The sequence below is a fragment of the Burkholderia lata genome, from assembly GCF_000012945.1.
Lineage (GTDB): Bacteria > Pseudomonadota > Gammaproteobacteria > Burkholderiales > Burkholderiaceae > Burkholderia > Burkholderia lata.
The window spans coordinates 1,290,274-1,311,372 of sequence record NC_007509.1 but is presented as its reverse complement, the minus strand read 5'-3'; the positions used below and the strand labels follow the sequence as shown (position 1 = coordinate 1,311,372).

22 protein-coding genes are annotated in these 21,099 nt (G+C 69.2%); 15 read left to right on the top strand and 7 right to left on the bottom strand.

Annotation, left to right across the window (positions count from 1 at the left end):
• Window positions 1-3: 3 nt before the first annotated feature.
• Genes BCEP18194_RS05570 through BCEP18194_RS05560 form a run of 4 tightly spaced genes read left to right on the top strand, consistent with a single transcriptional unit; the run spans window position 4 to window position 3,077 of the window.
• Window positions 4-327, top strand: a complete 324-nt coding sequence (locus BCEP18194_RS05570; RefSeq protein ID WP_041492522.1) for a flagellar transcriptional regulator FlhD — start codon at window positions 4-6, stop codon at window positions 325-327.
• A complete protein-coding gene (locus tag BCEP18194_RS05565; protein ID WP_011350350.1) occupies window positions 324-1,001 on the top strand; it encodes a FlhC family transcriptional regulator in 678 nt (225 codons plus the stop codon). The genes BCEP18194_RS05570 and BCEP18194_RS05565 overlap by 4 nt, the downstream gene beginning before the upstream one ends.
• The gene (locus BCEP18194_RS41085; protein WP_157687129.1) at window positions 991-1,128 is read left to right on the top strand and encodes a hypothetical protein; all 138 of its coding nucleotides are present in this window, start codon (window positions 991-993) and stop codon (window positions 1,126-1,128) included. The genes BCEP18194_RS05565 and BCEP18194_RS41085 overlap by 11 nt, the downstream gene beginning before the upstream one ends.
• Window positions 1,125-3,077 (top strand): sensor histidine kinase, encoded by a 1,953-nt coding sequence (locus tag BCEP18194_RS05560; protein ID WP_244272805.1) that lies wholly within the window; start codon window positions 1,125-1,127, stop codon window positions 3,075-3,077. The genes BCEP18194_RS41085 and BCEP18194_RS05560 overlap by 4 nt, the downstream gene beginning before the upstream one ends.
• Before the next feature lie 47 nt (window positions 3,078-3,124).
• Here the strand turns inward: BCEP18194_RS05560 and BCEP18194_RS05555 are convergent, their stop codons facing one another.
• From BCEP18194_RS05555 to BCEP18194_RS05530, 6 genes are all read right to left on the bottom strand, one after another.
• Complete coding sequence (locus BCEP18194_RS05555) at window positions 3,125-3,454, bottom strand: c-type cytochrome (protein ID WP_157687128.1); 330 nt, start codon at window positions 3,452-3,454, stop codon at window positions 3,125-3,127.
• Between the two features lie 134 nt (window positions 3,455-3,588).
• On the bottom strand, window positions 3,589-5,397 hold the full coding sequence (locus BCEP18194_RS05550) for a hypothetical protein (protein WP_011350347.1): 1,809 nt from the start codon (window positions 5,395-5,397) through the stop codon (window positions 3,589-3,591).
• A 77-nt stretch (window positions 5,398-5,474) separates the two neighbouring features.
• Window positions 5,475-6,515 (bottom strand): porin, encoded by a 1,041-nt coding sequence (locus tag BCEP18194_RS05545; RefSeq protein ID WP_041492520.1) that lies wholly within the window; start codon window positions 6,513-6,515, stop codon window positions 5,475-5,477.
• A 264-nt stretch (window positions 6,516-6,779) separates the two neighbouring features.
• Window positions 6,780-7,802, bottom strand: coding sequence for a porin (locus BCEP18194_RS05540; RefSeq protein WP_011350345.1), 1,023 nt, complete (start codon window positions 7,800-7,802; stop codon window positions 6,780-6,782).
• Between the two features lie 67 nt (window positions 7,803-7,869).
• Window positions 7,870-8,808, bottom strand: a complete 939-nt coding sequence (locus BCEP18194_RS05535) for a 2-hydroxyacid dehydrogenase (protein WP_011350344.1) — start codon at window positions 8,806-8,808, stop codon at window positions 7,870-7,872.
• On the bottom strand, window positions 8,805-9,230 hold the full coding sequence (locus BCEP18194_RS05530; protein WP_011350343.1) for a VOC family protein: 426 nt from the start codon (window positions 9,228-9,230) through the stop codon (window positions 8,805-8,807). Before BCEP18194_RS05530 ends, BCEP18194_RS05535 begins: the two co-directional genes overlap by 4 nt.
• A 207-nt stretch (window positions 9,231-9,437) precedes the next feature.
• Between BCEP18194_RS05530 and BCEP18194_RS05525 the strand changes: the two genes are divergently transcribed.
• Together BCEP18194_RS05525 and BCEP18194_RS05520 are read left to right on the top strand one after the other, a co-directional pair.
• Window positions 9,438-10,388, top strand: coding sequence for an alpha/beta hydrolase (locus BCEP18194_RS05525; protein ID WP_011350342.1), 951 nt, complete (start codon window positions 9,438-9,440; stop codon window positions 10,386-10,388).
• 38 nt (window positions 10,389-10,426) lie between these two features.
• Window positions 10,427-11,350, top strand: coding sequence for a dihydrodipicolinate synthase family protein (locus BCEP18194_RS05520; RefSeq protein ID WP_011350341.1), 924 nt, complete (start codon window positions 10,427-10,429; stop codon window positions 11,348-11,350).
• 38 nt (window positions 11,351-11,388) lie between these two features.
• On the opposite strand, the gene BCEP18194_RS05515 is transcribed toward BCEP18194_RS05520, so the two are convergent.
• Window positions 11,389-12,048: a GntR family transcriptional regulator gene (locus tag BCEP18194_RS05515; protein WP_041492519.1), complete on the bottom strand. Its 660-nt coding sequence runs from the start codon at window positions 12,046-12,048 to the stop codon at window positions 11,389-11,391.
• 272 nt (window positions 12,049-12,320) lie between these two features.
• Here BCEP18194_RS05515 and BCEP18194_RS05510 point away from each other — a divergent pair, with 272 nt between their 5' ends.
• The 9 genes from BCEP18194_RS05510 (at window position 12,321) to BCEP18194_RS05470 (ending at window position 21,089) form a co-directional block, all read left to right on the top strand.
• The gene (locus tag BCEP18194_RS05510; RefSeq protein ID WP_011350339.1) at window positions 12,321-13,241 is read left to right on the top strand and encodes a fumarylacetoacetate hydrolase family protein; all 921 of its coding nucleotides are present in this window, start codon (window positions 12,321-12,323) and stop codon (window positions 13,239-13,241) included.
• Between the two features lie 72 nt (window positions 13,242-13,313).
• Complete coding sequence (locus BCEP18194_RS05505; protein WP_011350338.1) at window positions 13,314-14,312, top strand: ABC transporter substrate-binding protein; 999 nt, start codon at window positions 13,314-13,316, stop codon at window positions 14,310-14,312.
• Between the two features lie 87 nt (window positions 14,313-14,399).
• Window positions 14,400-15,014, top strand: a complete 615-nt coding sequence (locus BCEP18194_RS05500) for a VOC family protein (RefSeq protein ID WP_011350337.1) — start codon at window positions 14,400-14,402, stop codon at window positions 15,012-15,014.
• Window positions 15,011-15,754 carry an ABC transporter permease gene (locus BCEP18194_RS05495; RefSeq protein WP_011350336.1) on the top strand — a complete coding sequence of 248 codons (744 nt, stop codon included), beginning with the start codon at window positions 15,011-15,013 and terminating at the stop codon, window positions 15,752-15,754. The genes BCEP18194_RS05500 and BCEP18194_RS05495 overlap by 4 nt, the downstream gene beginning before the upstream one ends.
• Complete coding sequence (locus tag BCEP18194_RS05490) at window positions 15,754-16,623, top strand: ABC transporter ATP-binding protein (RefSeq protein ID WP_011350335.1); 870 nt, start codon at window positions 15,754-15,756, stop codon at window positions 16,621-16,623. Before BCEP18194_RS05495 ends, BCEP18194_RS05490 begins: the two co-directional genes overlap by 1 nt.
• Window positions 16,624-16,732: 109 nt before the next feature.
• Window positions 16,733-17,698 carry a LysR substrate-binding domain-containing protein gene (locus tag BCEP18194_RS05485; RefSeq protein WP_041492518.1) on the top strand — a complete coding sequence of 322 codons (966 nt, stop codon included), beginning with the start codon at window positions 16,733-16,735 and terminating at the stop codon, window positions 17,696-17,698.
• Between the two features lie 138 nt (window positions 17,699-17,836).
• Complete coding sequence (locus BCEP18194_RS05480; RefSeq protein WP_011350333.1) at window positions 17,837-19,327, top strand: 2-hydroxymuconic semialdehyde dehydrogenase; 1,491 nt, start codon at window positions 17,837-17,839, stop codon at window positions 19,325-19,327.
• Complete coding sequence (locus BCEP18194_RS05475; RefSeq protein WP_011350332.1) at window positions 19,324-20,148, top strand: 2-keto-4-pentenoate hydratase; 825 nt, start codon at window positions 19,324-19,326, stop codon at window positions 20,146-20,148. The genes BCEP18194_RS05480 and BCEP18194_RS05475 overlap by 4 nt, the downstream gene beginning before the upstream one ends.
• The gene (locus BCEP18194_RS05470) at window positions 20,145-21,089 is read left to right on the top strand and encodes an acetaldehyde dehydrogenase (acetylating) (protein WP_011350331.1); all 945 of its coding nucleotides are present in this window, start codon (window positions 20,145-20,147) and stop codon (window positions 21,087-21,089) included. Before BCEP18194_RS05475 ends, BCEP18194_RS05470 begins: the two co-directional genes overlap by 4 nt.
• The last annotated feature ends 10 nt before the right edge of the window (window positions 21,090-21,099 follow it).

The window sequence follows — 21,099 nt, the reverse complement described above, 5'->3', positions numbered from 1 at the left end:
ACGATGAAGGTTGCCAACGACAGTGATGCAATGTGGGAATTGAACATGTCTTATCTGTGGCTTGCGCAGCGACTGCTGCAGTCGGATCGCGCATCGGGCATGTTCCGCCTGGGCGTGACTGCTGACGTTGCCGCTGCGCTGGCCGCGTTGTCGATGAAGCAGATGAACGATCTTGCGTCGGCGGGGCAACTGATCTGCGCACTGCGGCCGAGCCGGTACGGCGTGCTGTCGGCGTTGACCCGCGCGACGCCGCCGGTCGATCTCGTGCGCGTGCATACCGCGATGGCGCTGGCCGGCCTCGCGCTTCCAGACGAGGAAACATCGTGAGCGGCCGGGCCGGGCGGCATGGCCTCGCGGACGACGCGCAGCTGACGATGCACGCGGCGGCGCTGATCCGGCTCGGCGCGCGGCTGCAGATGCTGGAGATCGAGTGTGCGCTGCCACGCGAGCATCTCGTGCGCCTGTATCGCGAAGTGCGCGGCGTGGCCGCGCCGAAGGGGTTGCTGCCGTCGTCCATCGACTGGTACATGACGTGGCTCGCGAACATTCATGCATCGCTGTTCCACAACATCTACCGCTTCTTGCGCAACCAGGCGGGCTGCCCACGACTCGAGGCGCTCGTCAAGGCCTATACGCTGTACGCCGAACAGGGCGATGCCACGCGTCGTGCGTTGCCGCTGGACCTGACACGCGCGCTGCCGCTGGACCTCACACGTGCGTGGATGCTGGTGCGCTTCGTCGACGCCGGCGTGCTCGACATCGCCCGGTGCCGCGATTGCGGCGCGGCGTTCATCACCTATCGTCACGCATTGCGCCGCCATCCCGTCTGTGTCGCCTGCCGGTTGCCGGCGCGTGCCGGCAAGCGCGCCGTCGCGGCGCCGCAGCGCGCGACCGCCGACACACGTCACGCTCGGCGGCAGGATGCACGCACCGCCGTCGTCGCCTGTCGGGATGGCTCGACCACCACGGGCGGCGCATCGGGAGAACGGCATGCAGTCTAGCGGGGCAGGTGCGGCCGACGCGGGTGCCGCGCGGCCCGCAACGACCGGCGGCGGTTCGGGCTGTGCGCCGGACGGCGGCGAACGCGAACGCTTCGCGCGCGCATTGCGCACCGGGCCGGCAACGTGAACCTCCGGGGCCTCTCGATCCGGCAGCGGATGCGGGCCGGCTTCGCGCTCGTCGTGATGCTGACGGCGGTGGCGTGCGGGACGAATCTGCGGGAAAGCTATCGGCAATACCGGCAGGGCTATCTCGACCTGCGCGATTTCGCTCTGGTCGAAAGCGCGATGATCGCGTCGAACCGGATTTCGGCCGAGCGCTGGCCGGCCAACCAGTGGCTGGCGCTGCGACGGCGCGATGCCGCGACGCAGGTGCAGGCGGTGCGCGACGCGAGGGCGCGTTCGGATCAGGCGCTCGATGCGCTGCGAGACGATCTCGCGCAGGCGGCGGCGCTCGGTGCGTCCGAGCGCGGGTCGGCGCTGCACGCGCTCGAGTCGATACGCGCGGAGCTGGCCGGCGCGCGCGGCGAAGTCGACGCGCTCGCTGCGCGGCCTGCGGCGGCGCGTGCGACGTGGCAGGTGCAGGCCGCGCAGGACCGCATGTTCTCGGCCGCCGACGATCTGGCGGCGCTGACCAGCGGCGTGATGGCGGGTACGGCGATGCGTCATCCGGAAACGGCCGGCGCGCTGGTCCTCGCGCGCCTGCTGGGCGACCTGCGCGAATATACGGGCCGGCTCGGCTCGCTGTTCGTCGCGCCGCTGGTCAGGCGCGAGGCGCTCGACAACGATCGGCTGGCGCGCATCCTCCAGATGCGCGGGCGCATCGTGCAGCTCCGCGCACTGATCGCCGGCGCGATCGCGCCGCCGCTCGACGACGCGATGCTGTCGAATGACCTGGCGCGGTTGAACGACACGATGGACGGCAGCTTCCTGCCGCTGGTTGCCGCGACGCTGCGCGCGGGCCGCACGGGCGCCTATGCGATGAACGCCGAGGATTTCGCATCGCGGGTCATGCGGGACCTCGAAGCACCGGCGCAGTTGCGCGACCACGTGCTCGACCTCACGCGTGCGCGTGCGGTGGCGCTGCGCGATGCGGCGCGCGTCCGGATGACGCTGTCCGCCGCCGAGGCGGCGTGTTGCATCGCAATCCTGTTGCTGCTCGTGCGCGGCACGCAGCGGACGTTGTCGAAACCACTCGATGCGCTAAGCCGGCGCATCGTCGCGTTGAGCGAGGGCGACGTATCGCCGATCGTCCGGATTCCGGGCACGAGCCCCGAGATCGGGCACGTGAACGATGCACTGGACGCGCTGCGCGGCGCCTATGTCCATCGCACGCTGCTCGAGCGGCAGCGCAACGACATGCTGACGCTGTTCTCGCACGACATGCGCGCGCCGCTCACCTCGGTCATCGTGCTCGTGAACGCGCCTGCCGCCTGCCCGCCCGACTGCACGCTGCGCGAGCGCCTTCACGAGATCGACGGGCTGGCGCGTCATACGCTCGCGATGGCGGACGGTTTCGCGCAGGTGTCGCGGGCGGAGACGGGCGAGTACGCATCGGAACTCGTCAACGTGGTCGACCTGATGAATCAGGCACGCGATGCAATCTGGCTGCGCGCACGGGAAAAGCACATCGCGGTCGACGACGTACCGCCGTGCGACGACGCGCTCGTGCACGGCGATCCGGCGCTGCTGTCGCGTGCGCTGGTCAATCTGCTGGGGAACGCGGTCGAATACAGCGCGGCGCATACGCGCATCGAGTGCCGCGTCGAACTGGCGGACGGCGGCGCGTCGGTGTGCTGCGTGATCCGCGATTACGGCTACGGGATCGCGGCCGAGGATCAGGCGCGCCTGTTCGAGCGTTACCGGCGCTTTCGCCTGAAAGGGCAGCCCGACACGAAGGGCGTCGGGCTCGGCATGGCGTTCGCGAAGGCGGTCGTGGACCGGCACCACGGCGAAATCAGCGTGCGCAGCGCCCCGTGGCAGGGCACGACCGTGACGCTCACGCTGCCCGCGGCCGGCGCATCCGGCCACGCGCACGACCCGGACCGGACGATGTCGGCCGAACCGGCGCTCGGATGACGCGTGCGGCCGTCGTTACCGCCGCCGCGTACCCGCACATCGCTAGGCTACTTCGCCGGCTGATTCAGCGACATGATCCACTTCGCGAAGCGCGCCGCATCGTCGGCCGAAATCGCATTGGGCGGCATCGTCGCGCTGCCCCATTTGCCGGTGCTGCCTTCGAGCATGCTCTTCTGGAGCTTCGCGATCGCATCGGCATCGTTGCGGTAGTGCGCGGCGATCGCGCGGAACGGCGGGCCGACTTTCGTCGTATCGAGCGTGTGGCACGCGCGGCAGGTCTGCTCGCTGGCCGACGTCGCGGCGTGGCCGGGTGTCGCAACTGTCGCAATCGTCGCGAACGCGCCCAGCAGCAGTGCGGCGAATGGCTTGAACCTCATCGGGAACATCCTTGAACGTGAACCTGCCGGCCGACCGGCAGGCATCGATGCGAACGGCGCGCGCCGGGGCCGCGACAACACGCGGCATGGCGCGCGAACCGGGCCGGACGGTGGCCCGTCCGGCCCCGTGCGACTCAACGCGGCGGCCAGGGCTTCGACGGCTTGCCGAGCACGGGCTCGCCGAGCAGCGGCGTCGACAACGCATACGCGCCGTTCTCGGTGAAGGCCCAGATGATGTTGCGGTCGTACTCGGTGTAGATCGCGAACACGCCCTTGCCGAGCGTATAGGACGGCAGTTCCTTCTCGTCGGCGAGCGCCGGCACGAAGTAGCCGGCGATCGTCGGCTTCGCCGGATTTTTCACGTCGTAGATCTGCACGCCCGCGTTGTAGAACGAATACGGGACGATGCCCTGGCGCCACGTGCCCGGCTGGCCGATCGCGTTCGCGCGCTTCGGCCCGAAGTTGCCGCCGCGCTGGCAGAAGCTCGTGAACGGCGCGCCGGCCGGCACTTCCGGAACCGGCAGCTTGGCCGCGACTTTCAGGTGGCTCGGGTCGCGCGCGTCGACGACGAAGATGTCCTTGTACGGCTCGTAGCAGTCGCGGTTCATCGGGTAGCCGTTCGTGAGCACGTAGCCGGTGCGCGCGTACTGGCTCACGTCCGCGTTGTCGAACTCGGTGCCCGCGAAGCTCGGCGGCGTGTTCACGTTGCCGAGGATCTTCGGCTTCGCGGGGTCGCTCAGGTCGAACGAATAGAAGCCGAGGCCACCCATCGCGCCGAAGCCGATCTTGCCGCCGTTCTCCAGCGGCTTCGGCAGGAAGATCGGGTTGCGCGAGCCCATCCACGACGTGCGGTTGCCGGCGCGCGGATTCATCAGGTACGCCTGTTCGTGTTCCTCGTTGCCGAGGATCTGGCCGGGCACCGCGATTTGCGACATGAACACGGGGTTCGCCGGATCCGACATATCCCATACCTGGTAACCCGGCGAGTACAGGTAGTTCGGATACTCGGTCAGCGCGTAGCTGTCGTCCGGCGCGGCCGATACGATCATGTACTTGCCGCCGTAGTACTCGGGCGCGTCGAGCGAGCCGGAACCCTGCTGCTGGCCGATCGGCGCATCGGGATGCCGGTAGTCGGTCGTGCGCGTCGCGATCAGCTTCCACTGGCTCGGCAGCGGACCGTCCATCTCGTACACGCGGAAACCCTTCAGCGAGTTGTAGCGGCGCTGCGCGGCAACCTTGTCGGGCTGGTCGATCTTCTCGGTCATCAGCCCGTAGCGGCCGATCTCGAACGATGCGACGAGCACCGGCTTGCCGAGCTTGCGGCTCCACGCGATCGTCGCGCCGCCGAGGTAGTCGTGCACGTTGTTCGGATCGAAGTGTTCGCTGGAGCCCTTCGGCCCCCACACGCCGCCCTTCGAGAACACGACCTTGCCGTGCGCGGGATCGGTGACGTCCATGATGCGCAGGTAGTCGCGATCGTGGATGTACAGGTAGCGCTTGCCGTCGAAGTCGGCGATGTTGTTCCACGCGTGGAAGGGCGAATCGACGCCCGGGTAGAACGCGAGCACCTTCACGTTCTTCGCGTAGCGCTTGTTGTCCCACGTCGAAAGTTCGCCGGGGAAGCGCTGCCCCTGGTGGACTTCGGGCGCTGCCTTCGGCCACACGAACTGACCGGTGGCCGGGTCCATCCCGTAGTCGACGCCGGGCTTCAGCGGCACCGGCCGGCGCTCGGGCGTGAGGCGCAGCCAGCCGGCGAGATACGGATCGGCGACGCTCGGCGTGCCGGGCGTGCCGGATGCGGCAACGCTGGTGCTGGCGGCGGCGGGCGCTTCCGCCGCCGGTTGCGCGGCGCTGGCCAGCGCCGACGCCGCGATCAGGATCGATGCGGCAGCCGGGCCGACGATCCGGGCCTGCGGGGTGCGACTGTTGCGTGGTCGAAGCATGAACGTCTCCTTGTCATGACTGTGTCGTGGCGCCGCGAGCGCCCGGCTGGCCGGTCGCGGCGCGCGGGTTCGGAACATCAGAATGCGTGGCGGATCCCGATCTGGAAGCCGGACGGGTTCTGGCCGCCGTCCGGATACACCTGGAACGTGACCGGATACGCGACGGGCACGCGATGCTGGCTCTTCACGTGTGCGGCGGTCACGTACAGGTCGGTGCGCTTCGACAGCCCGTAGATGTAGCCGATCACGCCGCCGGTCGCGCTCGAAATGCTCGTGTTGTTGTCGTCGTGGCGATGGACGACGCTCAGGTACACGCGGTTGATGCCGTCGATGTTCCAGCGTGCGCCGATCTGCGCATCCCAGCCCTGCGAATTGAATGCGACGTACGGGGGATACGCGTAATAGCCGTTGTACGTGTGGTAGATCACGGTCGGCTCGAAGCCGCCGAAGCGGTACACGGCCGAGAAATAGTTGTCGCGCGACGAATGGATCTGCGACGAGCGGAAGATGTCGCGCGTGTACTGCAGCTCGCTCACGGCACCGAGGAACAGCGGCCCGTTGCGGTATTCGATGCCGGTGCTGAAGAAGCGCCCGGCGCGCGTGCCGTCGCCGAGCCCGGTCGTGATCATCACGCGCCCGGTGAAGCCGTGAAAGGTCGGGGTCTTGTACTGCAGCGCGTTGTCGACGCGATAGGTCGCGTAGAAGAACTGCATGTCGTTGACCATGCTGAAGTCGGCTGCCCACGTCGGGTCCGCATAGCCGGCCAGCCAGTACGACGGCGTGAACTGGCGGCCCATCGTCAGCTCGCCCCAGTTGCCCTTGAGGCCGACGAACGATTGCCGGAACTGCGTCGACTGCACGCCGGTGTTCGCTGAAAACATCGGCTCGATCGTGAAGACCGCCTTGTTGCCGCCGCCGAGCTCCTCGACGCCGCTCAGGTTGAAGCGCGAATTGTTCAGACCGCCGCTCGACATCCGCGTGATGTTGCCGCCCGGGCCCGACGAAATCAGGTGCTCGATGTTCAGGTCCATGTAACCCGACAGCCAGATGCGCGACTGCGCATGCGCACCGGCGCAGGCGAGCAGCATGACACTGGACGCGATCAGCTTCTTTTTCATTCGGTCTCCAAATAGTCGTCGTTGTTTTCCGGGGCGAAGCGGCTTGCGCCGGACGGGCATCGTGCGAGGCGATCCCGCGGGCGGCGGCCGGTTCGCATGACGCGAGCGGGACGCGGGCCGTGCCGGTTCATGAATCGCGTTTGTGTATACATGAACTGGAAAAAATTATACGCACGGACGTTGATGAATTCGAAGCACTTCTTTTTTATACAAAACAGCGGTTTGGTTATAGCGGGTAGACCCGGATACGCGATGCGCACGACGTCAGAACAGGTGCCGGATGCCGAGCGCCCAGGTCGCCGCGACGCCGCTGCCGCCGAGCCGGTCGTATCCGGCGAGCGCATAGACGTCGGTGCGCCGCGACAGCGAGTAGTCGAGCCCGGCGACGCCCGTGTTGCGCGACACGGCCGTGCGCGCCGCGGTGCGGCGCGTGTACGCCCATTCGCCGAGCGCGGACAGCCGCGACGTGACGGGTACCGACACGCCGGCTTCGAACGTGTGCGAACCGGTGTCGGTCGCGGTCGTACGCGTGCCCTGGATCGCGCCGTACAGCGTGATGCGCGGGAACGCGTACGCAAAGCCGGCGAGATACGCGTGCTGGGTCGGCGCGGCCGCACCCGCGACGATCCGCGTGCGCTGCGCGGCCGCGACCGCCGTGAGCGGGCCGCTCGCGTAGCGCAGCGACAGGCCCGCGTTGGCCGCGCCGTTCGCGCCGGCGAGGCCGCCGGGCGCATAGACGGCGCTCGCGGTCAGTCCGCCGACGGTCGGGCTCGTGTACTGGATCGCGTTGTTCCAGACCGTGTCGCCGGCGATCGCGCCGCCGTACGACGCGACGAAGGTCTGCATCACGAGCGGCGAGAACAGGATCGACGCGCGAAACGGATTGACGGCCTGTTCGGCGAGATACAGCAGGTTGGTTTGCCGCCCCAGCGTCACGGTGCCGAACGGGCCTTCGATGCCCGCATACGCGTTGCGTCCCCAGTACGGGTCGGCCGACGTGCGGCCGATGCCGCCGTTGACCGGCTGGAAGAAGCTTTCGAGCACGGCGAGCGCGCGGTAACCGCCGCCGAGATCCTCGGCGATACGCAGGCCCCAGTACGGCGCGGTAAGCCCGGGGCTCTGCATCGCGATCGCGGCCGGCGGGCCGCCGCTGCGCTTCGTGCTGGCGACGTCGAGCCCGATCAGGCCGTACAGCGTCGCGGACGTTTGAGCGTGGGACGAACGGCCGGCCAGCAGGCCGGCGGCCGCGCAGCACAGCGCGGCGGTGCACAACGATCGGACCTTCATGGTGGGGCTCCGAAGCGGCGCGCGGCGGCGCGGCGAACGAATCGGCGTGGGTGCGCGCCGCTCGTGCCTACGCGGCGCGCACCGCGAATTCGACGGGCAGGCGCGAGAAGTGCTGTGCGAGGCTCGCGAGCAGCGCGTCGCGCTGCGCGAGCCAGGCGGCGGGCGAGCGGCCCGCGACGTGCGGCGTGACGAGCACGTCCGGATGGTCGAACAGCGCGGCCGGCACGTCGGGCTCGTGTTCGATGACGTCGAGCCCGGCGCCCGCGATGTCGCCCGCGTCGAGCGCATCGCGCAGCGCGGCCGTATCGAGCACCGACCCGCGCGCGACGTTGACGACGTAGCCGTGCGGCCCGAGCGCACGCAGCACCGCGCGGTCGACCAGATGCCGGGTGGCCGGGCCGCCGTGGCACGCGATCACGAGAAAGTCGCTGTCGGCCGCGAGCTGCACGAGGTCGGCGTAGTAGCGGCCGGGCGCGTCGCCGTGCGGGCCGCGTGCGTGATAGCCGAGCGTCATGTCGAAGCCCTGCGCGCGCGCGGCCACCAGCCGGCCGATGCGGCCCATGCCGATCACGCCGAGCGCGGCACCGGTCAGCGTGGGCCGGGCGGCGCGCGACGCATGCCAGCGGCCGGCCCGTACCGCGCCGGTGAGCGGCGCATAGCCGCGCGCGAGCGCGAGCAGCATGCCGATCGCGTGGTCGGCGACGGTCGACGCATTGGTGCCCGGCGCGTGCGCGACGACGATGCCGCGCCGCGCGGCGGCCGCGACGTCGACGTTCTCGTAGCCGGCGCCGAATGCGCAGACGATTTCGAGCGCGGGCAGGCGCGCCATGCGTGCGTCGTCGAGCCCGCAGGTGCCGTTGGTCACGACCGCGCGGATCGTGCCGGCTTCCGCGAAATCGGCCGGCATCCCGTCCGGGTGATCGTGCAGCACGTAGTCGCGCCGCAGCGCATCGCGCGTCGTGTCGGGCAACGGCACCAGCGCGAGTACCCCGGGCCGCGCGGTCACGGCTGCGTGCCCGCCGCGCCGGCCGGCACGACTTCCTTCACCGCGCCCTTCCAACCGTTCGACGTGATGTCGAACACGGTGCCGTCGGGCATCCGGTACTTCACTTCGTAGAACACGTTCGGGTCCTGCTCGTGCCGGCCGGTCAGGTAGGTGCCGCCGGCCGCGACGACGCGCTCGGCGGTCGCATCGACATCGTCCACCCACATCCCGAAATGGATCACGCCGCGCACGTCTTTCAGGCCCGCGTAGCCGGGCACCGTCTCGTCCTTGAAGTTCAGCAGCGCGACGTTGATCGTGCCGTCCGTCATGTAGATCCCGCGCATCGCGTTGCCCGCGCGGCGCATGCCGAACGCGCGCTCGAAAAATTGCGCGGCCGCCTCCGGATCGTCGACCGAAAGCGCGATGTGGCGAAGCTTGTCCATGGATGTCCTTGAAGAGTGTCGGCGTGCGACGGATGAGTGCGTGGGCGTGACTGTCGCGCAAAAATGCCTGGAATCTCATTGGGTATACTACGTAGTGATTGTGTATACACAAAATGAGATTTATATACCAGAATGGTCCCCATCGCCGGTCGACCGGCGAAACACCGGCTCGCGCCGGCCGCTAGCCGTCATGCAGGGAGGCAGGGGATGCACGCTTGGCAGGAACCGCTGGGGAATCTGTCGGAAGCGCTGAGGGCGCGCTTCGCCGAGATCGGCGCCGACTGGGGGCAGGACATCGACGCGCATCGCGACTGGGTGATCGATACGTACACGCCGCTCGTCGCCGCGCGGGCGGCGACGGACCTCGGCTGCGAGATCGAGCGCGACATTCCGTACGGGCCCGACGCGCGCCAGCGTCTCGACGTGTTCGTGCAGCACGCGACCCGCCAGGGTGCGCCGGCCGACGTCGTGCTGTTCGTGCATGGCGGCGCGTTCGTGCGCGGCCGCAAGAGCATCAACGGGCTGATCTACGACAACGTGCCGCGCTGGTTCGCGCGCCACGGTTACGTTGCGATCAACGTCGAATACCGGCTGGCGCCCGATGCGCCGTATCCGGCCGGCGCGCAGGACCTTGCCGCGGCGCTCGAGTGGACGCGTGCGCAGGTCGCATCATACGGCGGCCATCCGGGGCGGATCTTCATCGTCGGGCATTCCGCGGGCGGCGCGCATGTCGCCACGTATCTCGGCGATCCGCTGCTCGACACGCGGCGCGGCGAACGCGTGGCCGGCGCCGTGCTGGTCAGCGCGCGGCTCGCGGCCGACACACTCCCCGACAACCCGAACGCGGCCGGCGTGCGCGCGTATTTCGGCGACGACCCGTCGCGCTACGCCGCGCGCTCGCCGCTCGCGTACGCGGAGCGCGTCGACGTGCCGCTGATGATCGTGGTCGCCGAATACGAGAACCCGTATCTCGACGCGTACGGCGCCGCGTTCTTCGAGCGCGTCGCGAGCGCGCGGCAGCGCGAACGCCGCCCGGGGCGCGCGCCGCGCTTCATGCAGATGCCGCGCCACAACCACACGTCGGTGGTCGCCCATTTCGATTCGGGCGAAACGCTGCTGGGCGACGCGATGCTGGATTTCTTCAGCGCCTGCGCATGACCGCCCGCCGACCGGCTCATCCAACCGGAGACTCCCGCATGTCCGCCTTCGCCACGCCGCGCGTGTTCGCGCCCGTCCTCACGCCGTTTCGCGCCGACGGGTCGATCGACGCGCCGCGCTTCGTCGCGTTTTGCCGCTGGCTCGTCGGGCAGGGCGCGGGCCTCGCGCCGTTCGGCACCAACAGCGAGGCGAACTCGCTGAGCGTTGCCGAGCGCTGCATGCTGCTCGACCGGATCGCGGCCGCCGACATCGATCCCGCGCAGGTATTGCCCGGCACCGGCGCATGCGCGCTGCCGGACGCGATCGCGCTGACGCGCCACGCGGTCGAGGCCGGCTGCGCGGGCGTGCTGATGCTGCCGCCGTTCTTCTACCAGGGCGTGAGCGACGACGGCTTGTTCGCGTATTACGCGGGCGTGATCGACGCGGTCGGCTCGGACCGGCTGCGCGTGCTGCTGTATCACATCCCGCAACTGACGGGCGTGCCGATTACGCACACGCTGATCGAGCGGCTGGTCGCCGCGTATCCGCGCACGGTGGTCGGGATCAAGGACAGTTCGGGCGACTGGGCGAATACGGTGACGATGCTCGAACGCTTTCCGGGCTTCGCGGTGTTTCCCGCGTCGGAGGCGCTGCTCGGGCGGGCGCTGCCGCTGGGGGCGGCCGGCTGCATCTCGGCGACCGCGAACCTGCAGCCGCACGCGATCGCGCAACTGCTCGCAGCGCCGACGGCCGTCGAACGCGCAACGTGGGAAGGGCGCGTGTCGACCGTGCGCACCGCGCTGCAATCGCCGTCGATGATTGCCGCGTTGAAGGCCGTGGTCGCGCATTTCACGCGGCACGGCGACTGGGCGCGCGTGCGCGCACCGCTTACGCCGCATGCGCCGGCCGACGTGCGCGCGCTGCTCGCGCAGCTCGACGCACTCGGTTTCACGATGCCGTCGATCGACGAGGCACGTGCATGACGCGGGTCAACGCGACGCGCGGCCGCGCCGGTGTGCCGTCAGATCGATTCGCGCTCGTTGCGCTGGCGCTTGAGCCGGCCGAGCACGACGATCGACAGCCGCGCGGTGTGGTCGCGCATCGCGTTGTACGCGCGCTCGGGTTCGGCGGCGAGGATCGCGTCGACGATCTCGCGGTGCTCGTCGGTGGCCGCCTCGAAACGCTTCGGCGACGCGGGCTGCGCCGCGCGAAAGCCCGCAAGGCGCTGCCGCTGCACCGCGATGATCGACGCGAGCGACTTGCTTTGCGCGCCCTTGCAGATCAGTTCGTGGAATTCGCGGTTGAGCTGGAAGTACTCGGCCTCGTCGCCGCGCGCGATCGCTTCGTTCATCTCGACCTGCAGCTCTTCGAGCTGCTTCTTCTCGACGACGCTCATCCGCTGCGCGCTGAGCCGGCAGCACAGCGCCTCGAGCTCGCACATCGCTTCGAGCATGTCGGCGAGTTCGTCGAGGCTGAATTGCGCGACCACCACGCCCTTGCGCGGCGTCAGCTCGACCATCCCGCGCGCGGCCAGCTCGCGCAGCGCTTCGCGGATCGGCGTGCGCGACGCGTTGAACCGCTCGGCAAGCGCGATTTCCTCGAGCTTCTGCCCTGGTTCGAGCGTGCCGTCGATGATCTCGTCGAACAGCAGGCGATAGATCTTGGAAGAGAGCGTGGTCATCGTGTCGTGTGTGGTGTGGACAGCGCCGGCGGCCGTACCTGCCGGCCGGGAACCGCGCGAAAAGGCGTGGCCGCAGGGCCGGCCCATTATGCGCCAGCCGCCGGGGCCGCTCAATTTGCGGGGCGCGGCGCCGGACCGGACCCGCCGCGCAGGGTACGCGGAATTCGTTTCCGACCCGATAGGAGTATACGAGAAATATCAAATGAATACACGAGTGATTTATTGTATACGCGTCACTCGTCCCCGCCTGACGACGACAAAAGAGGACAACCGTGATCTGGTTCGGTATCGCAACGTATGAACTGAATGGCCGCGTCGCGGCAGGGCTCGCGATGGAGGGTGCGCTGTACGACGCGCAGGCCGTACTGCAACGCGCAACCGGCGACGATGCGCCGCTCGACGTCGACACGCTGGTCGCGGACTGGCCGCTGCGCGGCGCGCAGACCGTCGCGCGCCTCGAAGCGGCGGCGCGCGAGATCGCCGCCGGCCGGCTCGACGCCGCGCCGCTCGCGGGCTACCGGCTGCGCGTGCCGTATGCGCCGCGGCGGATTTTCGCGGCGGCGTCGAATTACTACGAACATGCGCGCGAGATGGGCACCGAGCTTGCGCCGCGCGAGGAAAGTACGCCGTACATGTTCATGAAGGCCGAGACGAGCGTGGTGCCGACGCTCGCCGAGGTCGTGATGCCGCCGCATGCCGAGCGCGTGGACTGGGAGGTCGAGCTGGCCGTCGTGATCGGCAAGCCGGGCCGCCATATCGCGGTGGCCGACGCGTTCGACTACGTGGCCGGCTACACGATCCTGAACGACGTGAGCGCGCGCGACCTGAATCGCCGCACCGACTATCCGTTCAAGCACGACTGGTTTCGCGGCAAGAGTTTCGATACCTTCGGTCCGCTCGGGCCCTGGCTCGTGCCGCGCGCGTGCATCGCCGAACCGCAGAACCTGCGGATGCGGCTCGCCGTGAACGGCGAAATGATGCAGGACGGCAATACCGGCGAGATGATCTTCAGTATTGCGGAGCAGATTCATTACCTGTCGTCGATCCTGACGCTGCAGCCCGGCGACCTGATCGCCACCGGCACGCCGACGGGCGTCGGCATGGGGCGCGGCATCTATCTGCAGCCGGGCGACGTGATGGTCGCGTCGATCGACGGCATCGGCTCGATCGAAAACCCGCTGGTGCGCGGGTAAGCGGCGCGCGCCGCGCCGGCCCGAAGGCGAACCCGAACCCGAACCCGAACTCGACAAAGACAGGAGGAGGACATGTTTGAGCGTATCCAGGCGCTGGCGCGCGGCGCGGTGCTGGCCGCAAGCCTGTGCGCCGCGGCGTCGGCCGCCCACGCGGCCGACGCGGTACGGGTCAATCTCGCGTGGCTGCCGCAGGGCAGCACCGGCGGGATCCTGGTCGCGCAGGCGAAGGGCTTCTACAAGGACGCCGGCCTCGACGTGACGGTCCAGCGCGGCTACGGCGGCCAGCGGACCGTCAACGAAGTCGACGAAGGGCTGTTCGAGTTCGGCTACGGCGATCCGGTGAGCGTGATCCTGAATCGCGCGCACGGCGGCCACACGGTGCTGGTCGGCGCGATCAACACGCGCTGGCCGGGCGCGATGTGCTATCTGGAGCGGCCCGGCTTCCGGCCGGCGTCGCTGAAGGATCTCGCGGGGCTGTCGCTCGGCGGCGGCAATGCGTCGGCGGTGCAGAACATCGTGCCCGCGTGGCTGAAGCAGAACGGCATGGCGCCCGGCGCGATCCGCCTCGTGCGGCTCGATCCGGCCGTGATCAACACCGCGCTGCTGCAGAAACGCATCGACCTGTCCGAATGCTGGGAAGGCGCGAGCCTGCCCGTGCAGGCCGCGTTCGCGCGGCGCGCGGGGCAGAAGCTCGGCAAGGTCACGTATCGCGATCTCGGGCTCGACATGACCGGCAGCGGGATCGTGACGACCGATGCGACCGTCGCGCAGCATCCGGACGTCGTCAAGCGCTTCGTCGACGCGACGTATCGCGGCTATGCGCTGATGCGCGACCGGCCGCAGGACGCGGTCGACGCGATCGTCGCGCGCAATCCGCTGCTCGACCGCGCGATCCTGCGCGAGCAGATCGACGAGACCAATGCGCTGATTACCGACGATGCGGCCGGCCACCGGCTCGGCTGGCTGCGGCCCGAACGCATCGACGCGACGCTCGGCTTCGTGTCGCGCGCGTTCGCGCTCGGTTCGAAGGTCAAGGCCGACAGCCTCTACACCAATCGCTTCGTCGACTAACCCGATCGGGATCGCGGCGGCGGCAGCGCGCCGCCGCCGGCGGTCCAACCCGGCCTGCGCGGCGCGCGGGCACACAGGAGAACGGTAATGAACAGCTTGCGTCCCAGGCGGCTCGGACACATGGTGCTGATGGTGCGGGATATCCATCGGTCTGCGAAGTTCTATACGGAAGTGATGGGCCTGAAGGTGTCCGACTGGATCGGCGACCAGATGGTGTTCCTGCGCGCGGGCACCGATCACCACGATCTCGCGCTCGCGCAGTTGCCGAAGGATTCGCCCGATTTCGACGACCTGCCGCGCTATTCGCGCCCGGGCCTCGAACATTTCTCGTACCTGGTCGACAGCGTCGAGGAGATGGAGCGCTCGGTGAAGGTGTTGCAGTCGCATGGCGTCGAGATCGTGCGCGGGATCGGGCGGCACGGGCCCGGCGACAATTTCTTCCTGGTGTTCAAGGACCCGGACGGCAACAACGTCGAGGTGTACTGCGCGATGGAGCAGATCGGCGAACGCGATCCGCGCGAGCCGCAGGTGTGGGAGCGCACGGTCGAATCGTTCGACCAGTACCGCTTCGCGCGCTTCGTCGTGCCGCCGCCGCCGCATCTCGTCGCGGAGAAATCGCGCGGCAACGCGCCGGCTGCTGCTTCGGACGACGATGCGGGTGCGGGTGCGCGGCGAGAAGCGCCAAAAGGAGACCCGGCATGAAGCGGCTGATCGAGACGGTCGCGTTCTGGGCGATCGTCGGCGTCGCATGGGAGGTCGGCGTGCGCTGGACCGGCGCGCGCGAGTACGTGCTGCCGTCGCTGTCGTCGGTGCTCGCGGCCGGCTGGGAGATGCGCGCGCAACTGCTGGCCGACACGCTGACGACCGCCTGGGAAGTGTTCGCGGGCTTCGCGCTGGCGGTGGCCGGTGGCCTCGCGATCGGGCTGCTCGCGAGCGCGTCGAATCTCGTGCGGCGCACGCTGCTGCCGTTCGTGACCGCGCTGCAGAGCATGCCGAAGATCGCGCTCGCGCCGTTGCTGATCGTCTGGTTCGGCTACGGCTTCGCGTCGAAGCTCGCGGCGGCCGTGCTGTTCGCGTTCTTCCCGATCGTGGTCGCGACGATGGGCGGCCTTGCTGGTGTGCCGCGCCATCTCGACGAGCACTTCCGTGCGCTCGGCGCATCGGCCGCACACACGTTCTGGCACCTGCGCCTGCCTGCCGCGCTGCCGGCACTGATGGACGGCCTGAAGATCGCGATGCCGCTCGCGGTGATCGGTGCGATCGTCGGCGAGTTCATCGGCGCGGAAGCGGGGCTCGGGCACCTGATCGTGTTCGCGACGTCGAATGCGCAAACGCCGCTGTGCTTCGCGGCGATCCTGATGGTGACCGCGCTCGCGATGCTGTTCTACGGCGCGGTCGAGCTGGTTTCGCGTGCAGTCTGGTGGAGAGGAGTCACGGCCTGATGACGATCGTCAATCTCGCGCGCCCGGTGCGGCGCGCTTCCGTTTCCGAAGGCGCGACCTCGGCGCCCGCGCAGGATGGTGCCCGCGCGGATGGCGCCCGCGCGGACGCGCTGATCGCCGTCGAGCAGGCCGGCAAGCGCTTCGCCGCGCGCGGCGGCGCCGAGGCGTTCAACGCGCTCGACCAGGTGTCGATGCGCGTGCAACCACGCGAATTCGTGTCGATCCTCGGGCCGAGCGGCTGCGGCAAGAGCACGCTGCTGCGGATGGTCGCGGGGCTCGTGCCGTGCGATGCGGGGTCGATCCGCGTCGGCGGCACGCCGGTGGCCGGCCCCCATCCGGACATCGGCGTCGTGTTCCAGACCAGCAACATGCTGCCGTGGCTGACCGTCGGCGCGAACATCCGGCTCGGCGCGAAACTGCGCAACCTGCCGCGCGCGCATGTCGACGCACGGCTGCCCGCGCTGCTCGACACGCTCGGCCTCACGCAGTTCGTCGACCGCTATCCGCACGAGCTGTCGGGCGGGATGCGGCAGCGCGCGGCGATCGGCCAGATCCTGCTGCTGGCGCCGCGCGTGATGCTGATGGACGAGCCGTTCGGCGCGCTCGACGCACTGACGCGCGACCGGCTCAACGTCGAGCTGCTGCGCATCTGGCAGCAGAGCACGCTGACGGTGCTGCTCGTCACGCACAGCATTCACGAGGCCGTGTTCCTGTCGGATCGCGTGCTCGTGATGTCGGCGCGCCCGGGGCGCGTGCTGCACGACGTGAGGATCGACCTGCCGCGGCCGCGCCAGCCCGACGAGATCAAGCGCGATCCGCGTTATGGCGAGTATGTGGCGGAGCTGTCCGCGATGATGGGCGTCTACTGATACAAAGGCGAACGCAGGGGCGGGTGCCGTACGGGCCGTGCATCTCCCGATGCGCGCCAACCGTAAAGTTGCTAAGGTCCGGCATCCCCCTTTCGACGACGAAGCAGACATGGACGCGAATCCGCTCAGCGAGATCTCCCTGATCCGCCGGCTCAAGCTGAACCAGTTGATGATTTTCGAGCGCGTGCTGGAAACGCGTTCGGTGGTGCGTGCAGCCAACGAGATGCGGCTCACGCAGCCGGCCGTGACGAAGGTGATCCACGAGCTCGAATCGTGCTTCGACGGCGCGCTGTTCTCGCGCTCGAACCGCGGCGTGGTGCCGACCGAGCTCGGCCTGTTGCTCGGGCGGCGCGTGAAATCGCTGATGGCCGAGCTGCGCTACATGACCGACGAGCTGAACGATTTCCGGCTCGGCACCAGTGGGCATGTGATCGTCGGCACGCTGATCTCGGCATCCGCACGATTGCTGCCGCGCGCGATCGCGATGCTGAAAGCACGCACGCCGCACGTGCTCGTCACCGTGCGCGAAGGCACGACCGCGCACCTGTTCCCGGCGCTGGCCACCGGCGATCTCGATATCGTCGTCGGCCGTCTGCCCGAGCGCGAGCTGCCGATCGCGAGCGCGTTCCCGCTTACGCACGAGGCGCTGTTCGACGAATCGATGTGCGCGGTGGTCGGCAACGGCTACGGCCCGGTGCCCGACCCGGCACCGTCGCTGCGCGAGCTGGTCGATGCGCCGTGGATCCTGCCGACGCCCGATTCGCCGTCGCGGCTCGCGGCCGAGCACCTGTTCCGCGCGGCCGGATTGCCGTTGCCGACCGACATCGTCGAATCGCTGTCGCTGCTCACCAACATCGGGTTGCTGCTCGACACGCCGCGCATCGCGCTGATGCCGCGCGTCGCCGCACGGCAGTTCGCGCAGGCCGGGCTGCTGCGCATGCTCGACCTGCCCGAAACGGGCGCGTTCGGCACGGTCGGCTTCTCGGTGCGCTCGAACAAGGAGCAGAGCGCCGCGTGCCGCGCGTTCATCGAATGCCTGAAGGAAGCGGTGCAGGAGCACGAGCCGGGTAACTGAGTACCGGCCGGAAACCCTTTCGGAGCAAGGCTCTCGCGGGTATTCCGGTTTAGCATAGCCAGCGCCGAATGTTTGATTGTCGCTTCTCGCGCGGCTTCCCTAGACTCCTGCTGACAGTCCATACGAGCAGGAGACGCTGTGAATCGAGACACGACTGACGCCGCGCGCACGCCGCGGCTGTTGCGACACTACATCGACGGCGCGTTCGTCGAAACCGCGCGCACGTTCGCGGATACGAGCCCGGTCGACGGCCGCGAAATCGCCCGCGTCTGCGAGGCCGATGAAGCGAGCGTCGACGCCGCCGTGCGCGCGGCACGCGCCGCACAGGCGGCCGGCTGGCGCGACACGACGCCCGCGCAGCGGGCCGACTGGCTGCACCGGATCGCCGACGGCATCCAGGCACGCTTCGACGATTTCGTCGCGGCCGAAGTGGCCGACACCGGCCGCCCGCTCGCGCAGGCCCGCACGCTCGACATCGCGCGCGGCATCGCCAATTTCCGCACGTTCGCCGACCTGGTCCGTACGGCCGGCGACGACTGCTTCGAATCGCAGACGGCCGACGGCGCGCAGTATCTCAACTACGTGACGCGCAAGCCGCTCGGCGTGGTCGGCATCATCTCGCCGTGGAACCTGCCGCTGCTGCTGTTCACGTGGAAGGTCGCGCCGGCGCTCGCGATGGGCAACTGCGTCGTCGCGAAGCCGTCGGAAGAGACGCCCGGTTCCGCGACGCTGCTCGCCGAAGTGATCGACGCGGTCGGCCTGCCGCGCGGCGTGTTCAACCTCGTGCACGGCCACGGGCCGGCCGCCGCCGGCGAATTCCTCACGCGCCATCCGGGCATCGACGCGATCACGTTCACCGGCGAATCGCGCACGGGCAGCGCGATCATGAAGGCCGTCGCCGACGGCGTGAAGGACATCTCGTTCGAACTCGGCGGCAAGAATGCAGCGGTCGTGTTCGCCGACGCCGATTTCGACGCGGCGGTGGACGGCATCGTCAAGTCGAGCTTCACCAATGCCGGGCAGGTGTGCCTGTGCAGCGAGCGCGTGTACGTCGAGCGGCCGATCTTCGAGCGCTTCGTCGCCGCGCTGAAAACGCGCACCGAGGCGCTGCAAGTCGGTGCGCCCGACGATCCGGCCACGACGATGGGGCCGCTGATCTCGCGCGGTCATCGCGACAAGGTGCTGTCGTATTTCCGGCTGGCCGTCGACGAAGGCGCGACGGTCGTGACGGGTGGCGGCGTGCCGGCGTTCGGCGATGCGCGCGACGACGGCGCATTCGTGCAGCCGACCATCTGGACCGGGCTGCCCGACACCGCGCGCTGCGTGACCGAGGAGATCTTCGGGCCCGTGTGCCACGTCGCGCCGTTCGACAGCGAGGACGAAGTGATCCGTCGCGTGAACGACAGCGCGTATGGCCTGGCCGCAAGCGTGTGGACGACGCACCTCGCGCGCGGCCATCGCGTCGCGAAACGGATCGAGACCGGCATCGTGTGGCTGAACGCATGGTTCGTGCGCGACCTGCGCACGCCGTTCGGCGGCACCAAGCTGTCGGGCATCGGCCGCGAGGGCGGACGTCACTCGCTCGATTTCTATTCCGAAACCACCAACGTCTGCGTGAGGGTCGCATGAGCATGAGCGAATTCGACCGGAATGCGGTGCAGGCGATCGCCGACACGTTGTGGGCGGCCGAGCGCGACGGCGTGCCGTGTGCCCCGGTGCGCGACGCGATCGCGGCGCTCGGCGGCGATGCGCTCGATGCCGCGTATGCGGTGCAGCGCGCGAATACCGCACGCAAGCGCGCCGCGGGGCGGCGCCTCGTCGGCCGCAAGATCGGCCTGACGTCGGCGGCCGTGCAGAAGCAGCTCGGCGTCGATCAACCCGACTTCGGGATGCTGTTCGACGACATGGCAGTGGCCGACGGCGAGGAGATCGCGCTGGCGCGCACGCAGCAGCCGAAAGTCGAGGCGGAGATCGCGCTGGTGCTCGAACGCGACCTGCCGCACGAGCGGCACACGATGGCCGACCTGATCGGCGCGACCGCGTATGCGTTGCCCGCGATCGAGATCGTCGGCAGCCGGATCGCGAACTGGGACATCCGCCTGACCGACACGGTCGCGGACAACGCGTCGAGCGGCCTGTTCGTGCTCGGCAGCCGGCCGGTCACGCTCGGTGCGTTCGACGCGATCCAGTGCGGGATGGCGATGGAGCGGCGCGGCGAGCCGGTGAGCGTCGGCGCGGGTGCCGCGTGCCTCGGCAATCCGCTGCATGCGGCGCTGTGGCTCGCGAACACGATGGCGCGCGTCGGCGCGCCGCTGCAAGCCGGCGACATCGTGCTGACGGGCGCGCTCGGGCCGATGGTCGGCGTGCAGCCGGGCGACGTGTTCACCGCGCGGATCGAAGGGCTCGGCAGCGTGAGCGCGTATTTCTCCACCCAACCGGAGCGTGAATGATGAAAGACCTCGACAAGCTCGCCGTGGCCATCATCGGCTCCGGCAACATCGGCACCGACCTGATGATCAAGGTGCTGCGTCATGCGAAGCATCTGGACGTCGCCGCGATGGTCGGCATCGACCCGGCCTCCGACGGGCTCGCGCGTGCCGCGCGGCTCGGCGTGCCGACCACCGCCGGCGGGATCGACGGCCTCGTCGCGATGCCCGGATTCGCCGACGTGCGGATCGCGTTCGACGCGACCTCGGCCGGCGCGCATGCGCGCCATGCGGAGGTGCTCGGCCGTCACGGCGTGCAGGTGATCGACCTGACGCCGGCCGCGATCGGGCCGTTCGTCGTGCCGGTGGTCAACCTGTTCGAACATCTCGACGCGCCGAACCTGAACATGGTGACCTGCGGCGGCCAGGCGACGATCCCGATCGTGCACGCGGTGTCGCGCGTCGCGCCGGTGCATTACGCGGAAATCGTCGCGTCGATCTCGAGCCGCTCGGCCGGCCCCGGCACGCGCGCGAACATCGACGAATTCACCGAAACGACGTCGAAGGCGATCGAGACGGTCGGCGGCGCCGCGCGCGGCAAGGCGATCATCGTGCTGAACCCGGCCGAGCCGCCGCTGATGATGCGCGACACCGTGTACTGCCTGACCGACGAAGACGCCGACACCGCCGCGATCGAGCATTCGATCCGCACGATGGTCGACGCGGTCGCGAGCTACGTGCCCGGCTACCGGCTCAAGCAGGCCGTCCAGTTCGACCGCTACACGGCCGCGCAGCCGCTCGCGTTCGACGCGGGCGAGCGCCGCGCGGGGCTGAAGGTCAGCGTGTTCCTCGAAGTCGAAGGCGCCGCGCACTACCTGCCGTCGTATGCGGGGAACCTGGACATCATGACGTCGGCCGCGCTCGCGGCCGCCGAACAGATCGCGGCCAGCCGCGTCGCAGCGTGACGGGAGATCG

Excerpts from the sequence above, each read along its gene's own strand:
- BCEP18194_RS05570 (WP_041492522.1), top strand. The coding sequence starts at position 4 with ATGAAGGTTGCCAACGACAGTGATGCAATGTGGGAATTGAACATGTCT.
- BCEP18194_RS41085 (WP_157687129.1), top strand. The coding sequence starts at position 991 with ATGCAGTCTAGCGGGGCAGGTGCGGCCGACGCGGGTGCCGCGCGGCCC.
- BCEP18194_RS05555 (WP_157687128.1), bottom strand. The coding sequence starts at position 3,454 with ATGAGGTTCAAGCCATTCGCCGCACTGCTGCTGGGCGCGTTCGCGACG.
- BCEP18194_RS05550 (WP_011350347.1), bottom strand. The coding sequence starts at position 5,397 with ATGCTTCGACCACGCAACAGTCGCACCCCGCAGGCCCGGATCGTCGGC.
- BCEP18194_RS05545 (WP_041492520.1), bottom strand. The coding sequence starts at position 6,515 with ATGAAAAAGAAGCTGATCGCGTCCAGTGTCATGCTGCTCGCCTGCGCC.
- BCEP18194_RS05540 (WP_011350345.1), bottom strand. The coding sequence starts at position 7,802 with ATGAAGGTCCGATCGTTGTGCACCGCCGCGCTGTGCTGCGCGGCCGCC.
- BCEP18194_RS05530 (WP_011350343.1), bottom strand. The coding sequence starts at position 9,230 with ATGGACAAGCTTCGCCACATCGCGCTTTCGGTCGACGATCCGGAGGCG.
- BCEP18194_RS05525 (WP_011350342.1), top strand. The coding sequence starts at position 9,438 with ATGCACGCTTGGCAGGAACCGCTGGGGAATCTGTCGGAAGCGCTGAGG.
- BCEP18194_RS05520 (WP_011350341.1), top strand. The coding sequence starts at position 10,427 with ATGTCCGCCTTCGCCACGCCGCGCGTGTTCGCGCCCGTCCTCACGCCG.
- BCEP18194_RS05515 (WP_041492519.1), bottom strand. The coding sequence starts at position 12,048 with ATGACCACGCTCTCTTCCAAGATCTATCGCCTGCTGTTCGACGAGATC.
- BCEP18194_RS05505 (WP_011350338.1), top strand. The coding sequence starts at position 13,314 with ATGTTTGAGCGTATCCAGGCGCTGGCGCGCGGCGCGGTGCTGGCCGCA.
- BCEP18194_RS05500 (WP_011350337.1), top strand. The coding sequence starts at position 14,400 with ATGAACAGCTTGCGTCCCAGGCGGCTCGGACACATGGTGCTGATGGTG.
- BCEP18194_RS05495 (WP_011350336.1), top strand. The coding sequence starts at position 15,011 with ATGAAGCGGCTGATCGAGACGGTCGCGTTCTGGGCGATCGTCGGCGTC.
- BCEP18194_RS05490 (WP_011350335.1), top strand. The coding sequence starts at position 15,754 with ATGACGATCGTCAATCTCGCGCGCCCGGTGCGGCGCGCTTCCGTTTCC.
- BCEP18194_RS05485 (WP_041492518.1), top strand. The coding sequence starts at position 16,733 with ATGGACGCGAATCCGCTCAGCGAGATCTCCCTGATCCGCCGGCTCAAG.
- BCEP18194_RS05475 (WP_011350332.1), top strand. The coding sequence starts at position 19,324 with ATGAGCATGAGCGAATTCGACCGGAATGCGGTGCAGGCGATCGCCGAC.
- BCEP18194_RS05470 (WP_011350331.1), top strand. The coding sequence starts at position 20,145 with ATGATGAAAGACCTCGACAAGCTCGCCGTGGCCATCATCGGCTCCGGC.